The sequence below is a fragment of the Geodermatophilus sp. SYSU D00525 genome (assembly GCF_054050475.1).
This window is the reverse complement of the sequence record NZ_JBJGZK010000006.1, coordinates 123,810-138,275: the sequence shown is the minus strand read 5'-3', so window position 1 is coordinate 138,275 and position 14,466 is coordinate 123,810. Positions and strand designations below refer to the sequence as shown.

The following is a 14,466-nucleotide window of genomic DNA, read 5'->3' as shown; positions in this document are numbered from 1 at the left end:
GGGGTCTCTCTCTCAGGGGGTGTGGGGGATCACCAGCGGTCGTGGACGTGCTGCCGGATGCGCTCGTCGTAGAGCCGCTCGAGGTCGGCGAGCTCGGCGTCGGTCAGCGGCGCGAGATCGGCAGCGGCGACGTTCGACCGGACCTGCTCCACCGAGCGGGCGCCGGGGATGACGCAGGTGACGCCGGGCTGCTGGACCACCCAGCGCAGCGCCACCTGGGCCGGGACCCGGTCGCCGCAGATCGCGGTGAACTCCCGCGCGGCGGCCACGCCGACCTCGTAGGGCACGCCGGAGAAGGTCTCGCCCACGTCGAAGGCCTCGCCGCGGCGGTTGTAGTTGCGGTGGTCGTCGGCGCCGAACGTCGTCGACTCGTCGTACTTCCCGGACAGCAGGCCGCTGGCCAGCGGCACCCGCGCGAGGATGCCGACGCCGCGCGCGGCCGCCGCGGGCAGCAGCTCCTCCAGCGGCTTGCGGCGGAAGATGTTGAGGATCACCTGGACGGTGGCGACGCCGGGGTGCTCGAGCGCGGTCAGCCCCTCGGCGACGGTCTCCACCGAGACGCCGTAGGCCGCGATCGCGCCGTCGGCGACCATCGCGTCGAGCGCGTCGTACACCCGCTGGTCGGAGTAGACCGCGGTCGGCGGGCAGTGCAGCTGCACCAGGTCGAGGGTGTCGACGCCGAGGTTGCGCCGCGACCGGTCGACCCACGCCCGCAGGTTCTCCGGCGTGTACTGCGCCGCCTCGAACGGGTCGGCGCGGCGGCCGGCCTTGGTGGCCACGAACGGCCGCTCCGACCGGGTGGCCAGCGCCTTGCGGATGCGCTCCTCGCTGCGGCCGTCGCCGTAGACGTCGGCGGTGTCGAGCAGGGTCACGCCGGCGTCGAGGGCGGCGTCGAGGACCCCGCCCGCGCTCTCCTCGTCGACGTCGCCCCAGTCACCACCCAGCTGCCACGTGCCCAGGCCGACGACGCCGACCTCCGCGCCGGTCCGTCCGAGGGGTCGGGTCTCCATCACTCGCTCACCACTCCCGTAGCAACCGCAGCTCTCAGCGCCTCGAACAGGTCACCCACGGGGACGGCGCGCTGCTCCCCCGTGCGCAGGTCCTTCAGCTGGCCGACGCCCTCGGCCAGGTCCCGCTCGCCGACGACGACCGCGTGCGTGGCACCCGACCGGTCGGCGGCCTTCATCGCGCCCTTGAGCCCGCGGTCGCCGTAGACGGTGTCCGCGGGGACGCCGGCCTGGCGCAGCTGCCCGACCAGCCGGACCGCCAGCCGCTTGGCGTCGGCGCCCAGCGGCACGACGAACGCCTGCACGCCGGGGGCGGCGGCGACGTCGAGCCCCTCGGCCTGCACCGCCAGCAGCGTCCGGTCGACGCCGACGGCGTAGCCGATGCCGCTGACGTCCGGGCCGCCGAGCGCCGCGGACAGCCCGTCGTAGCGGCCGCCGCCGCCGATCGCCGACTGCGCGCCCAGCCCGTGGTGCACGAACTCGAACGTCGTCTTCGTGTAGTAGTCCAGGCCGCGCACCAGCCGGGGCGCCTCGGTCCAGGTGACGCCGAGGTCGGTCAGGTGCTGGCGGACGGCGTCGTAGTGCGCCCTCGTGGAGTCCGACAGGTGGTCGACCATCAGCGGGGCGTCGTCGAGCTGCGCCTGCACCTCGGGCCGCTTGTCGTCGAGCACCCGCAGCGGGTTGATCTCCGCCCGGCGCCGGGTCTCCTCGTCGAGGTCCAGCTTCTCCAGGTAGGCGACGAGCAGCTCGCGGTACTGCGGCCGGCAGGTGGCGTCGCCGAGCGAGGTGAGCAGCAGCTCGAAGTCGGTGAGCCCGAGGTCGCGGAAGCCCTGCACGCCCAGCGCCACGACCTCGGCGTCGAGGGCCGGGTCGTCGACGCCGAGGGCCTCCATGTCGACCTGCGTGAAGTGCCGGTAGCGGCCGGCCTGCGGGCGCTCGTAGCGGAACGCCGAGCCGACGGTCCACAGCTTCACCGGCAGCGGGCCGGTGTGCAGCCGGTGCTCGATGAACGCCCGCATGAGCCCGGCGGTGAGCTCGGGCCGCAGCGTGAGCGAGCGACCGCCGCGGTCGTCGAAGGTGTACATCTCCTTCGTCACGACGTCGGTGGACTCCCCCACGCCGCGGGAGAACACCGCGGTCTCCTCGAACACCGGCGTCTCGACGTAGCCGTAGCCGGCCCGCCGCAGCGGCGCGGTGAGCGTCTCGCGGACGGCGAGGAACCGCGCCGAGTCCGGCGGCAGGACGTCGAAGGTCCCCTTGGGCGCGCTGAGCCCGCTCACAGGCCCCGCCCCTTCGGAGCCGACGCCGCCTCGGCCAGGTACGGGTTGGTCGCCCGCTCGCGGCCGATCGTCGTCGCCGGGCCGTGGCCGGGCAGCACGACGGTCTCGTCGTCGAGCGGCAGCACCACGTCGCGCAGCGAGGCGAGCATGGACTCCCAGGAGCCGCCGGGCAGGTCCACCCGGCCGACCGACCCGGCGAACAGCACGTCACCGGCGAGCAGGCCGGGCGCCTCCCCCAGGTCGAGGGAGAAGACCACCGAGCCCCGCGTGTGCCCGGGCGCGTGACGGACGGTCAGCTCCACGCCGGCCAGCGTGAGCACGGTGCCGTCGTCGAGCGGCTTCACGTCGGTGGGGTCGGGCAGCCGGACGCCGGTGACCAGCGGCGCCAGCGCCGGGCCGTGCCAGCGCGCGGGGTCGGCGAGCATGCCCGAGTCGTCGGGGTGCAGGTAGGCGGGGATGTCGTAGCCCTCGCAGACGGGCAGCACGGAGAAGGTGTGGTCGAGGTGGCCGTGGGTGAGCACGACGGCGACCGGCTTGAGGCCGTCGTCGGCGAGCACCCGGGCCAGCGGCTCGACCGCGTCCATGCCCGGGTCGACGACGACGCACTCCTGGCCGGGCCCGGGGGCGACGGCGTAGCAGTTGGTGCCGAAGGCGCCGGCCGGGAACGAGCGGATGAGCACCCGTGCAGGTTACGCGGGGGATCGGGGCCGCTCCGGTCCGGCAACCGAGGGTGCACAGGCGCGGCACCTACACTCGCGGATCGACCAGCGGGGAGACCGCGGAGCGCGGCCGAGGCCGGATCCGGACCCCGCGGAACAGTCGTCCGTCCGAGGAGTGTCCCGACCCGTGCCGACCAACAAGCAGCGGCGGGTTGCCGCCCAGCGCCGCCTGCAGCGCCAGCTCGAGCGGCGCGCCGAGCTCGCCCGCAAGCGCCGTCGCAACCTGCTCGTCGTGGTGACCGTGATGGCCGTCGTGCTCGTCGCCGGGGCGGTGGCCCTGGTCGCCGGGCTCGGCGGGGACGACGACGACAGCGCCCGGGCCGCCGCCAGCAGCAGCTCGGCCGCCGCCACCGGGGGCACCGAGGCGACCGCCGCCCCCGCGGTCACCAACGCCGACGGCACCGTCACCTGCACCTACGCGCCCGACACGTCGGGCAACCCGAACCTGACCGACGTCGGCACCCCGCCGGACCCGGCCTCCACCCCGGCCAGCGGCACGGTGCAGCTGCTCATGAGCACCGACCAGGGCGACGTCCCCCTGACCCTCGACCGCGCCAAGGCCCCGTGTGCCGCGGCCAGTTTCGCCTTCCTCGCCTCGCAGCAGTTCTTCGACGGCAGCACCTGCCACCGCGAGGTCAACCAGCCGACCTTCGGCGTGCTGCAGTGCGGCGACCCGACCGGCACCGGCTCCGGCGGCCCGACCTACAAGTTCGCCGAGGAGGTCACGCCGGAGACGACCTACCCGCGCGGCACGATCGCCATGGCCAACAGCGGCACGCCCGGCTCCACGGGCAGCCAGTTCTTCCTCTGCTTCGTCGACACCGACCTGCCGCCGGACTACACGGCGGTCGGCACCGTGGACGAGGCGGGCCTCGCGGTGCTCGACACCGTCGCCGCGGCGGGCAACGACGGCTCGTTCGAGCCGAGCCCCGGCGGCGGCGCGCCGAACCTCCCGGTGACCATCACCTCGATGACCGTCGTCGCGTGAGGCCGGCGCGGGCGGGCGCCGGCCTCACCGGCGCCCTGCTGGCGCTGTCGGCCTGCACGGGCACGGTCTCCGGCTCGGCGTCGCCGGTCCCCGGCGGGACCGGCGACGCCGGCGGCGGTACTGCGGGCGCCGCGACGGTGGCCTGCGAGTGGGTGGCCGCCCGGTCGGGCAACCCCTACGCCGTGGAGGTCGCCCCGCCCGACGACGAGGTGCCCGCCGAGGGCACCGCGGCGCTGCGGATGACCACCAGCCTGGGCGAGCTCACACTCACCCTGGACCGGGCCGGCGCCCCGTGCGCGGCGGCGAGCATGCTGCACCTGGCCGCGCAGGGCTTCTTCGACGGCTCGTCCTGCCACCGGGAGGTCGACAGCGAGGGCCTGCAGGTGCTGCAGTGCGGCGACCCGACCGGCACCGGCGCCGGCGGGCCCACCTACGCCTTCCCCACCGACGTCGACGGCGACGAGACCTACCCCCGCGGCACCGTGGCGATGGCCAACAGCGGGCAGGGCCTCGACGGCAGCCAGTTCTTCCTCGTCTGGGGCGACAGCGCGCTGCCGCCGGACTACACCGTCGTCGGCACGGTCGACGACGGCGGCCTCGCCGTCCTCGACGTGGTCGCGGCCAACGGCAACGACGGCTCGCTGGACCCCTCCCCCGGCGGCGGCGCCCCGACCGTCCCGGTGACGGTCACCTCGATGGCACCGGTGGGATGACGGAGGACCCCTACGCGGGGTTCCCGCCCGGGTTCTTCGCGCGCGACGACGAGCGGCCCGACGCGGAGTTCTACGGCCCGCCGCGGCTGGTCACCCACATCGACGACGCCGCGATCGCCGCGGTCGGCGACCTCTACGCCGAGCTCGGCATCGACGGCTCGGCGCCGGTCCCCCGCCGGGTGCTGGACCTCATGTCCTCGTGGGTCTCGCACTTCCGCACCCCGCCGGCCGAGCTGGTGGTGCTCGGCATGAACGCCCGCGAGCTGGCCGCCAACCCCGCGGCCACCGAGCGGGTGGTGCGGGACCTCAACGCCGACCCGCGGCTCCCGCTGCCCGACGGCGACGTCGACGCCGTGGTGTGCTGCGTGTCGATCGACTACCTGACCCGGCCGGTCGAGGTGCTCGCCGAGGCCGGGCGGGTGCTGCGCCGGGGCGGGCCGCTGGTGGTCACCTTCTCGAACCGCTGCTTCCCCACCAAGGCCGTGCACGGCTGGCTGGCCACGACCGACGAGCAGCACGGCGCGCTGGTCGCCGAGCTGGTGCGCCGCGCCGGCGCCTTCACCGAGCCGGAGGTGTCGCTGCGCACCCCGCCGGGCGCCGGGGACCCGCTGTACGCGGTGGTGGCCCTCAGGCGGTGACGCGCTCGACGTCGAAGACGCCCTCGACGTTGCGCACCGTCTGCAGCACCGCGCCCAGGTGCGCGGGGTCGGCCAGCTCGAAGGTGAACCGGCTGACCGCCACCCGGTCCCGGCTGGTCTGCACCGACGCCGAGAGGATGTTCACCCGCTCGTCGGCCAGCGCCTTGGTGACGTCGGACAGCAGCCGGTGCCGGTCCAGCGCCTCGACCTGGATCGAGACGAGGAACACCGACCCGGGCTGGCTGGCCCATTCCACCTCGACCAGCCGCTCGCTCTTGCGCCGCAGGTCCGCGGCGTTGGTGCAGTCGGTGCGGTGCACGCTGACCCCGCCGCCGCGGGTGACGAAGCCGAGCACCTCGTCGCCGGGCACCGGGGTGCAGCACTTGGCGAGCTTGGCCCAGACGTCGCTCATCCCGTGGACGACGATCCCGGGGTCGCCGCTGGCCGGGCGCCGGTGCAGCGGGCGCCGGGTGGGGATCGCGGTCTCGGCGATGTCCTCGACCGCGCCCTCGGCGCCGCCGAGGGCGGTGATCAGCTTGTCGACCACCGACGCCGCGGAGATCTGGTTCTCCCCCACCGCCGCGTACAGCGCGGTGACGTCGGCGTAGCGGAGGTCCTTGGCCAGCGTGACCAGCGCCTCGCCGCCGAGCAGCCGCTGCAGCGGCAGGCCGGCCTTGCGCATGGCCCGGGTGAGGGCCTCCTTGCCGGCCTCGACGGCGTCGTCGCGGCGCTCCTTGGTGAACCACTGGCGGATCTTGGTCCGCGCGCGGGAGGAGCCGACGAAGGACAGCCAGTCCTTCGACGGGCCGGCCGTGGGCGAGCGGGAGGTGAAGATCTCGACGACGTCGCCGTTGGACAGCCTGCTGTCCAGGCTGACCAGCGTGCCGTTCACCCGGGCGCCGATGCAGCGGTGGCCGACCTCGGTGTGCACCGCGTAGGCGAAGTCCACCGGCGTCGACCCGCCGGGCAGGCTCATGACGTCGCCCTTGGGCGTGAAGACGAAGACCTCCTGCGGACCGAGGTCGTAGCGCAGGGTCTCGAGGAACTCGCCGGGCTCCTGGGCCTCGCGCTGCCAGTCCAGCAGCTGGCGCAGCCACAGCATGTCGTCGGGCGTGCCGACCTTCGAGGCGCCGAACTCGCCGGGGCCGGGCCTGCCGCCCTGCCGCGCCTTCTCCTTGTACTTCCAGTGCGCGGCGATGCCGTACTCGGCGGTGCGGTGCATGTCGTGCGTGCGGATCTGCAGCTCGACCGGCTTGCCCTGCGGCCCGATCACCGTCGTGTGCAGCGACTGGTACATGTTGAACTTCGGCATCGCGACGAAGTCCTTGAAACGCCCGGGCACCGGCTGCCAGTGCGCGTGCATGATGCCCAGCGCCGCGTAGCAGTCGCGGACGGTGTCGACCAGGATCCGGATGCCGACCAGGTCCCAGATGTCGGTGAAGTCCCGGCCGCGGACGATCATCTTCTGGTAGATCGAGTAGTAGTGCTTGGGCCGGCCGGTGACGACGGCCTGGATCCCGGCCGCCTTGAGCTGTTCGGTGACCGCCGCGGTCACCTCGGCGAGGTAGGTGTCGCGCGAGGGCGCCCGCTCGGCGACCAGCCGGACGATCTCGTCGTAGCGCTTGGGGTAGAGCGTGGCGAACGCGAGGTCCTCGAGCTCCCACTTGATCGTGTTCATGCCCAGCCGGTGGGCCAGCGGGGCGAGGATCTCCAGCGTCTCGCGCGCCTTCTTCTCCTGCTTCTCCGGCGGGAGGAAGCGCAGCGTGCGCATGTTGTGCAGCCGGTCGGCGAGCTTGATGACCAGCACCCGCGGGTCGCGGGCCATCGCGACGATCATCTTGCGGATCGTCTCGGCCTGGGCGGCGTCGCCCAGCTTCACCTTGTCGATCTTCGTGACGCCGTCCACGAGGTGGGCGACCTCGGGGCCGAAGTCGGCGCTGATCGCCTCGAGCGTCTTGCCGGTGTCCTCGACGGTGTCGTGCAGCAGCGCGGCGACCAGCGTCGTGGTGTCCATCCCCAGGCCCGCGAGCACGGTGGCCACGGCCAGGGGGTGGGTGATGTAGGGATCGCCGCTCTTGCGCTTCTGGGTCGCGTGCGCGGCCTCGGCGACGTCGTAGGCCCGCTGCAGCAGCGTGAGGTCGGCCTTGGGGTGGCTCTGCCGGTGCAGCGCGGCCAGCGGCTCGAGCACCGGGCGGACCTCGCTGCGCTGGCCGGCGACGATCCGGCGGGCCAGCCGGTCGCGCACCCGGCGCGGGCGGGCGGGGGCGCCCTCCTCCGGCGGCTCGCTGCCGACGTCGTCGGGACGGCGGACCAGCGGCCGGGACGGCAGCGGGGTGCGCTGGTCCTGCGGCGGAGCGGGGTCCTCCTCGGGCCGCGCGCCAGCCACGCGGGTGGCGGGCGCGTCGGGTGCCACGGCGACTCCTGCGGGAGCAGAGGAGGAACGACCAGCACCATGCTAGCCGCGCCCGCCAGGGGCGCGGCCGCGCCGGGCCGGGGCTCCTCCTCAGGTGGTCCAGAGGGTGTGCACGGCGTGCGGGGCGAGCCGCTCGCGACCGCCCAGGGCGGCGAGCTCGACGACCACCGACACCGCCGTCACCACGCCGCCGAGCTCCTCGACCAGGGCGACGGAGGCCGCCAGCGTGCCGCCGGTGGCGAGCACGTCGTCGACCAGCAGCACCCGCTGACCGCGGCGGAGCGAGTCGGTGTGCATCTCGACGGTCGCGGTGCCGTACTCGAGCACGTACTCGGCGGCGATCCGCTCCCGGGGCAGTTTGCCGGCCTTGCGCACCGGCACGACGCCGACGCCGGCGTGCAGCGCGACCGCCGCGGCCAGCAGGAACCCGCGGGCCTCGACGCCGACGACGACGTCGAATCCCGGGTCGCCGGGGCGGCCGTCGTCGGTGTGCGCGACCGCCGCTGCCCGCGGGTCCGCCAGCACCGGCGCGGCCAGGCCCTCCACCATGCGGCGGAAGGCCGGGCCGTCGGCGAAGACCGGCGTGAGGTCGCGGAAGACGACCCCGGGCTCGGGGAAGTCCGGGACGTCGACGGTCAGGGAGGCGATGAGCTCGTCGAGGGGCGGCAGCGCCTCGGCGGTGCTCACCGGCGCTTCTTCGACCCGCCCGGCCGCTGCGGCCGGACGCCCGGGCGCGGCGCCGCGGTGGCGCCGCGCGGCCGGCCGGCGTCGGGGCCGACCGTGGCCGGCGACTCGACGACGACGTCGGCCTCCGCCGGGCCCAGCGACCCGGCGTCCCGCTCGGCCAGCGCCACCCCGCCGCGCGCGGCGCCGCCGCGGGCCCGGCGGGCGCTGGCGACCGGCCCGGCCGAGGCGCGGGCGCCCTGGCGGGCGGCGGCCGACCGGCGGGCGAGCACGCGCTTGCGCAGCGCGACGACCTCGGGCTCGCGCTCCTTGAGGTCGGCGACGATCGGCGTGGCCAGGAAGATCGACGAGTAGGCGCCCGCGGCGAGGCCGACGAACAGCACCAGCGCCAGGTCCTTGAGCGTGCCCACCCCGAGCAGGCCCGCGCCGACGAACAGCAGCCCGGCGACCGGCAGCAGTGCGATCACCGAGGTGTTGATCGAGCGCATGAGGGTCTGGTTGACCGCGAGGTTGGCCGCCTCCCCCCAGGTCATGCGGGCGCTCTGCGCCAGGCCGCGGGTGTTCTCGTCGACCTTGTCGAAGACGACGACGGTGTCGTAGAGGGAGAACCCGAGGATGGTCAGCAGGCCGATGATCGTCGACGGCGTGACCTCGAAGCCGACCAGCGAGTAGACGCCGGCGGTGACCAGCAGGTCGTGCAGCAGCGCCACGATGGCGCCGATGGCCATCTTCGGCTGGAACCGGATCGCCAGGAACGCGATGACCGCGACGAGGAACACCACGAGCGCGATGAGCGCCTGGTCGGTGATGTCCTGACCCCACTCGGCGCTCACCGACTCGGGGCTGACGGCGCCCGCGTCCACGCCGGCGGCGTCGGCCACCGCCTCGACGACCGCCCGCTCGCCGTCGTTGTCCAGCGCGCCGGTGCGCAGCAGGATCTCGTCGCCGCCGACGACCTGCGCGGAGGCGACGTCGGCGCCCGCGTCGGTGGCGGCCTCGCGCACCTGCTCAAGCACGGCGCTGTCGCCCGGCAGCCGGAAGCTGTTGCCGCCGGCGAAGTCGATGCCGAAGTTGAAGCCGCGGAACACCATCGAGGCGATGCAGACCAGCACGATGACGGCGGTGACCTTGTAGATCAGCCGGCTGCGGCCGACGACGTCGAGGCCGGCCTCGCCGTTGTACAGCCGGTGCGCCAGGGACGCCCGCCGCTCGGGGCGGCGGGTGGTGCTGCCCTCGGCGGGGAGGCCGGCGTCGGCGAGCGCGGCGTCGTCGGCCGCGGCAGCGGCGTCCTCGGCCGCCGACGCGTCGGCCGCGCGGGCCTCGTCGGCCTCGGTGCCCACCGGCACCGGGGTCTCCTCGTCGCGGCTCATGCCTTGCTCCTGTCCTGGGACGCGCGGGCACCCGACCCGGCGCCGACCAGCTCGCGCTCCGCGCGGACGGCCGGGGCGGCCGAGCGCAGCGACCGGTCGACCTGGCCGAGGCCGGAGAACCGGCTCGAGCCGAACGACCGGAACCGGGCGAGCACGGCCATCAGCGGGTGGGTGAAGAGGAAGACGACGACCAGGTCGAGGACCGTGGACAGGCCGAGGGTGAACGCGAAGCCCTTCACGTCGCCGATGGCCAGCCAGTAGAGGATCGCCGCGGCGAGGAAGCTGACCGCGTCGGCCGAGAGGATGGTGCGGCGGGCGCGGACCCAGGCGCGCGGCACCGCCGAGCGCAGCGTCCGGCCCTCGCGGACCTCGTCCTTGAGGCGCTCGAAGTAGACGACGAACGAGTCCGCCGTGATGCCGATGGCCACGATGAACCCGGCGATGCCGGCGAGGCTCAGGGTGAAGCCGATCTCGCGGCCGAGCAGGACGAGGCTGGCGTAGACCACGACCGCCGACAGCACCAGGCTGGCGATCATGACCAGGCCCAACAGCCGGTAGTAGACCAGCGCGTAGACGAACACCAGCGCGATGCCGATGGCGCCGGCGATCAGGCCGGCCTCCAGCTGCTCGGCGCCGAGCTCGGTGGAGATCGACTCGGCGGTGGCCTGCTCGAAGGTCAGCGGGAGCGCGCCGTAGCGCAGCTGGTTGGCCAGCTCCTCGGCGCTCGCCTGGTCGAACGAGCCGGTGATGGTCGTCTGGCCGTTGATGGCGCCCTGGATGGTGGGCGCGGACACGACCCGGCCGTCGAGGGTGAAGGCGACGTTGCTGCCGACGTTGGCGGCGGTGTACTCCGCCCAGGTGGCCCGGCCCTCGGAGTTGAAGTCCAGCAGGACGACCCACTCACCGGTGGTCTGCTGGGTGCCGGCGGTCGCGTCGGCGATCTCGGTGCCCTCGATGATCGTCGGGCCGAGGAGGTACTTCTGCGAGCCGTCCTCGCTGCACGCGGCGACGTAGTCGTCGGGGCGGGCGACCTCGCTGGTGGTGTCCGCGGGGTCGCAGGTCAGCGTCGCGTACTGCGCCGCGGCCTCCTCCTGGGTCACCGCGGGGCGGTCCGGGTCGAGCGCGGGGTCGCTCACCGCGCCGTCGCTCGGGGTGGCGGGGTCCGTCGCCGTCGCGGCGTCGGTGGGGGTGGCCGGGTCGGTCGGCGCCGCGGAGTCCGTGGGGGCCGCGGGGTCCGTCGGCGTCGCGCCGTCGGTCGGGGTGGCGGAGTCGCTCGGCGCGGCGCTGTCGGTGCTCTCCGCGGGCGCGGCCGCCTCGGGGCCGGTGACCACCGGGCGGAACCGCAGCTGGGCGGTCTGGCCCAGCTCGCGGGCCTGCTCGCCGTCGTCGCCGGGCACCGAGATGACGATGTTCGCGTCGCCCTCGGTGACCACCTCGGCCTCGGCGACGCCGAGGCCGTTGACCCGCTGCTCGATGATCTGGCGGGCGAGCTCGAGGTCCTCGGGCGCCGGCGCCTGCCCGTCGGGCGTGCGCGCGGTCAGCGTGACCGTGGTCCCGCCGCGCAGGTCCAGGCCGAGCTGGGGGGTGCGGTCGGAGCCGGTGAGGAAGATCAGGCCGTACATGACGGCCACGATCAGGACCAGCGCGCCGAAGTAGCGGCGCGCCGGCAGGGCGCGGTTGGCCACGGGTCCTCCGTCAGAGGGTCTTGCCGGTGGGGCCGTCACCCGGCCGGTCGTCCCGGGGCGTGGTCTCGTCCGGGGCGGGCTCGACCACGGTCTCCCCGGTCGCCACCGGGCCGGGCACCTCGCCGGCCACCGGGCGGACCTGGAGGACCGCCTGCCGGGCGTAGGTCACCACGACGCCCGGGGCGATCTGGACCTGGACGGTGGCCGGGTCGTCGAGACCGGCCACCGTGCCGTACACACCGCCGGCCATGGTGACCGGCACGCCGATCGCCAGCGCCGACTGCGTCTGGTTCTGCTGGCGCTTGCGGGCCCGCGCGGGGAGCACGACCAGCGCCACGAACGCCAGCACGAGCAGGAGCAGGGGGAACAGTTCCACGACGGGAGTGCCTCTCTACCGCGCCGGCTGCGCGCGGTCGGTGCGGCCCGGGTCGGGACCGCTCGGGTACGTCGGTCGTGGCGCGCGGGACACCGTCCGCGCCGACACGGGATCGCACGGCCGGGACCGGTCGGCCCGGGGAGGGCCGAGTTGCGCGCCAGCGCCGATCAGTCTAGGCGTCGAACAGCGGTTCCGACGACGCGCCCGGGTCACGCGGGACGGCTGTGACACCCCCGAGGGGGATGCCGCCGCGCGGCACCGGGTGGCCGAGGTGCCGCCAGGCCGCCTCGGTGGCCACCCGCCCGCGCGGGGTGCGGGCCAGCAGCCCGGCGCGGACGAGGAACGGCTCGCACACCTCCTCGACGGTGGTCGGCTCCTCGCCCACCGCGACCGCCAGCGTGGAGACGCCGACCGGCCCGCCGGAGAAGCGCACGACCAGCGCCTCCAGCACCGCCCGGTCCAGCCGGTCCAGCCCGAGGTCGTCGACGTCGTAGAGGGCCAGCGCGGCCTGCGCGACGGCGCGGGTGACCCGGCCGTCGGCCTCGACCTCGGCGTAGTCGCGGACCCGGCGCAGCAGCCGGTTGGCGATGCGCGGCGTCCCGCGGGAGCGGCCGGCGATCTCGGCCGAGCCGTCGTCGGTGAGCTCGACGCCGAGCAGGTCGGCGCTGCGGGCGAGCACCTGCTGCAGCTCGGCGGGCTCGTAGAACTCCATCTGCCCGACGAAGCCGAACCGGTCGCGCAGCGGCCCGGTGAGCAGGCCCGCCCGGGTGGTCGCGCCGACCAGGGTGAACGGGTTGATCTCCAGCGGGATCGCGGTGGCGCCGGGCCCCTTGCCGACGACGACGTCGACCCGGAAGTCCTCCATCGCCATGTACAGCAGTTCCTCGGCGGGCCGCGCGATGCGGTGGATCTCGTCGATGAACAGCACGTCGCCGGGGCCGAGGTTGGACAGCATCGCGGCGAGGTCGCCGGAGCGCTCGATCGCCGGGCCGCTGGTGATCTTCACCGAGGTGCCGAGCTCCGAGCCGATGATCAGCGCGAGGCTGGTCTTGCCGAGCCCGGGCGGGCCGGACAGCAGCACGTGGTCCGGCGGCCGGCCCCGGCGCTTGGCGCCCTCGAGGACCAGCGCGAGCTGGCGGGCGACCTTGGGCTGGCCGATGAAGTCGGTCAGCGAGTGCGGCCGCAGCGCGGACTCGACCACCCGCTCCTCGTCCCCGGCCTGCGGGGAGACGGCGAAGTCGCGGCTGATGCCGGACTCCACCTCGCCGGTCAGCGACCGGTCGAACGGGGCGCTCACGACCGGCCCAGCAGCTGCAGCGCCTGGCGCAGCAGCAGCGCGACGTCGACCCGCCCGGTGCTGGTGAGCTGCTCGTCGGCGACCGGCGCGAGCGCGGTGAGCGCGGTGTCGGCCTCCTTGGTGGACCAGCCGAGCCCGACCAGCGCCGAGGACAGCTGGTCGCGCCAGGGCGCCACCGGGGTGACCGGCGCGAGACCCGCCGGGGCGGGCCCGTCGAGCTGGGTGTCGATGGTGGTGGCGCCCAGCCGGTCGCGCAGCTCGAGGATCAGCCGCTCGGCGCCCTTCTTGCCGATGCCGGGCACCTGCATGAGCGCCTTGACGTCGGCCGTGGACACCGCGCGGCGGACCTCGCGCGGCGGGTGGATGGCCAGCACCGCCTGCGCCAGCCGCGGGCCGACGCCGTTGGCGGTCTGCAGCAGCTCGAACAGCTGCCGCTCGTCGTCGTCGGCGAAGCCGTAGAGGGTGAGGGAGTCCTCGCGCACGACCAGGCTGGTGGCCAGGCGGGCGTCCTCCCCCACCGCGAGCCGGGCGATGGTGCCCGGCGTGCACTGCACGGCCAGGCCGATGCCGCCGACCTCGACGACCGCGCCCTCCGGGCCGACCGCGGCGACCCGGCCGCTCACCGAGGCGATCACCGGGACACCCCCTGCCAGCGCGGCAGCGTCCGCTGCACCACCGGCGCGCCGATGCCGCCGGCGATCGCCGCGACCCGCAGCCGGTCCTGGGCCGGGCCGCGCCACACGTGGCAGACCGCCAGCGCCAGGGCGTCGGCGGCGTCGGCCGGCTTGGGGGGTGACGCCAGCCCCAGCACCCGGGTGACCATGAGGGTGACCTGCTCCTTGTCCGCGCGGCCGTTGCCGGAGATGGCCGCCTTGACCTCGCTGGGCGTGTGCCAGGCGACCGGCCGGTCGGCCTGCGCAGCGGCCAGCGCCGCGACCCCGGCCGCCTGCGCGGTGCCGGTGGCGGTGCCCTTGTTGTTCTGGGTGAACACCCGCTCGATGGCCACGACGTCGGGCCGGTGCTCGCGCAGCAGCGCGGTGACCTGGGTGTGCAGCTCCAGCAGCCGCAGCTCCAGGTCCAGGTCCGCGGAGCTGCGGATCACGCCGACGCCCACGGCGGCCGGGCGCGTGCCGGGCCGGCCGTCGACCACACCCCACCCGCACCGGGTCAGCCCCGGGTCGATGCCGAGCACCCGCATGCCCGCTCCCCCTCCCACCGAACGCGTGTTCGACCGCAACCGTAACCGTCCCGGACGACGGCCCCGCGGCGCAACACGCGGCACGGTCCGGGGAGCGG

At 75.0% G+C, this 14,466-nt stretch carries 14 protein-coding genes; 3 read left to right on the top strand and 11 right to left on the bottom strand.

The window, feature by feature from the left end; genetic code table 11:
- Positions 1 to 29 precede the first annotated feature (29 nt).
- Genes ACI796_RS07625 through ACI796_RS07615 form a run of 3 tightly spaced genes read right to left on the bottom strand, consistent with a single transcriptional unit; the run spans position 30 to position 2,967 of the window.
- Complete coding sequence (locus tag ACI796_RS07625) at positions 30 to 1,010, bottom strand: aldo/keto reductase (protein ID WP_456940629.1); 981 nt, start codon at positions 1,008 to 1,010, stop codon at positions 30 to 32.
- On the bottom strand, positions 1,010 to 2,287 hold the full coding sequence (hisS, locus tag ACI796_RS07620) for a histidine--tRNA ligase (RefSeq protein ID WP_456940628.1): 1,278 nt from the start codon (positions 2,285 to 2,287) through the stop codon (positions 1,010 to 1,012). The genes ACI796_RS07625 and hisS overlap by 1 nt, the downstream gene beginning before the upstream one ends.
- Entirely contained in the window at positions 2,284 to 2,967 is a 684-nt protein-coding gene (locus ACI796_RS07615; RefSeq protein WP_456940627.1) for an MBL fold metallo-hydrolase, read from the bottom strand. The genes hisS and ACI796_RS07615 overlap by 4 nt, the downstream gene beginning before the upstream one ends.
- Before the next feature lie 166 nt (positions 2,968 to 3,133).
- Between ACI796_RS07615 and ACI796_RS07610 the strand changes: the two genes are divergently transcribed.
- From ACI796_RS07610 to ACI796_RS07600, 3 genes are read left to right on the top strand one after another with little or no spacing between them, the layout of a single operon-like run.
- The gene (locus tag ACI796_RS07610) at positions 3,134 to 3,994 is read left to right on the top strand and encodes a peptidylprolyl isomerase (RefSeq protein ID WP_456940626.1); all 861 of its coding nucleotides are present in this window, start codon (positions 3,134 to 3,136) and stop codon (positions 3,992 to 3,994) included.
- Positions 3,991 to 4,707: a peptidylprolyl isomerase gene (locus tag ACI796_RS07605; RefSeq protein WP_456940625.1), complete on the top strand. Its 717-nt coding sequence runs from the start codon at positions 3,991 to 3,993 to the stop codon at positions 4,705 to 4,707. The genes ACI796_RS07610 and ACI796_RS07605 overlap by 4 nt, the downstream gene beginning before the upstream one ends.
- Positions 4,704 to 5,345 (top strand): class I SAM-dependent methyltransferase, encoded by a 642-nt coding sequence (locus ACI796_RS07600; protein ID WP_456940624.1) that lies wholly within the window; start codon positions 4,704 to 4,706, stop codon positions 5,343 to 5,345. Before ACI796_RS07605 ends, ACI796_RS07600 begins: the two co-directional genes overlap by 4 nt.
- Here ACI796_RS07600 and ACI796_RS07595 read toward each other — a convergent pair.
- The 8 genes from ACI796_RS07595 to ruvC form a co-directional block, all read right to left on the bottom strand.
- Entirely contained in the window at positions 5,335 to 7,758 is a 2,424-nt protein-coding gene (locus ACI796_RS07595; protein ID WP_456940623.1) for a RelA/SpoT family protein, read from the bottom strand. The genes ACI796_RS07600 and ACI796_RS07595 overlap by 11 nt on opposite strands.
- A 90-nt stretch (positions 7,759 to 7,848) precedes the next feature.
- The gene (locus tag ACI796_RS07590; RefSeq protein WP_456940622.1) at positions 7,849 to 8,445 is read right to left on the bottom strand and encodes an adenine phosphoribosyltransferase; all 597 of its coding nucleotides are present in this window, start codon (positions 8,443 to 8,445) and stop codon (positions 7,849 to 7,851) included.
- The gene (gene secF, locus ACI796_RS07585; RefSeq protein ID WP_456940621.1) at positions 8,442 to 9,812 is read right to left on the bottom strand and encodes a protein translocase subunit SecF; all 1,371 of its coding nucleotides are present in this window, start codon (positions 9,810 to 9,812) and stop codon (positions 8,442 to 8,444) included. The genes ACI796_RS07590 and secF overlap by 4 nt, the downstream gene beginning before the upstream one ends.
- Entirely contained in the window at positions 9,809 to 11,497 is a 1,689-nt protein-coding gene (secD, locus tag ACI796_RS07580; protein ID WP_456940620.1) for a protein translocase subunit SecD, read from the bottom strand. Before secD ends, secF begins: the two co-directional genes overlap by 4 nt.
- 10 nt (positions 11,498 to 11,507) lie before the next feature.
- A complete protein-coding gene (locus ACI796_RS07575) occupies positions 11,508 to 11,873 on the bottom strand; it encodes a preprotein translocase subunit YajC (RefSeq protein WP_456940619.1) in 366 nt (121 codons plus the stop codon).
- Positions 11,874 to 12,045: 172 nt separating this feature from the next.
- Positions 12,046 to 13,170 carry a Holliday junction branch migration DNA helicase RuvB gene (gene ruvB / locus ACI796_RS07570; RefSeq protein WP_456902765.1) on the bottom strand — a complete coding sequence of 375 codons (1,125 nt, stop codon included), beginning with the start codon at positions 13,168 to 13,170 and terminating at the stop codon, positions 12,046 to 12,048.
- Entirely contained in the window at positions 13,167 to 13,805 is a 639-nt protein-coding gene (gene ruvA, locus ACI796_RS07565; RefSeq protein ID WP_456940618.1) for a Holliday junction branch migration protein RuvA, read from the bottom strand. Before ruvA ends, ruvB begins: the two co-directional genes overlap by 4 nt.
- Entirely contained in the window at positions 13,802 to 14,368 is a 567-nt protein-coding gene (ruvC, locus tag ACI796_RS07560) for a crossover junction endodeoxyribonuclease RuvC (protein ID WP_456940617.1), read from the bottom strand. Before ruvC ends, ruvA begins: the two co-directional genes overlap by 4 nt.
- Positions 14,369 to 14,466 lie beyond the last annotated feature (98 nt).

What these genes read in the sequence shown, in the direction of transcription:
- ACI796_RS07625 (WP_456940629.1), bottom strand. Translation starts at nt 1,010, where the DNA reads ATGGAGACCCGACCCCTCGGACGGACCGGCGCGGAGGTCGGCGTCGTC.
- ACI796_RS07600 (WP_456940624.1), top strand. Translation starts at nt 4,704, where the DNA reads ATGACGGAGGACCCCTACGCGGGGTTCCCGCCCGGGTTCTTCGCGCGC.
- secF (WP_456940621.1), bottom strand. Translation starts at nt 9,812, where the DNA reads ATGAGCCGCGACGAGGAGACCCCGGTGCCGGTGGGCACCGAGGCCGAC.
- ruvC (WP_456940617.1), bottom strand. Translation starts at nt 14,368, where the DNA reads ATGCGGGTGCTCGGCATCGACCCGGGGCTGACCCGGTGCGGGTGGGGT.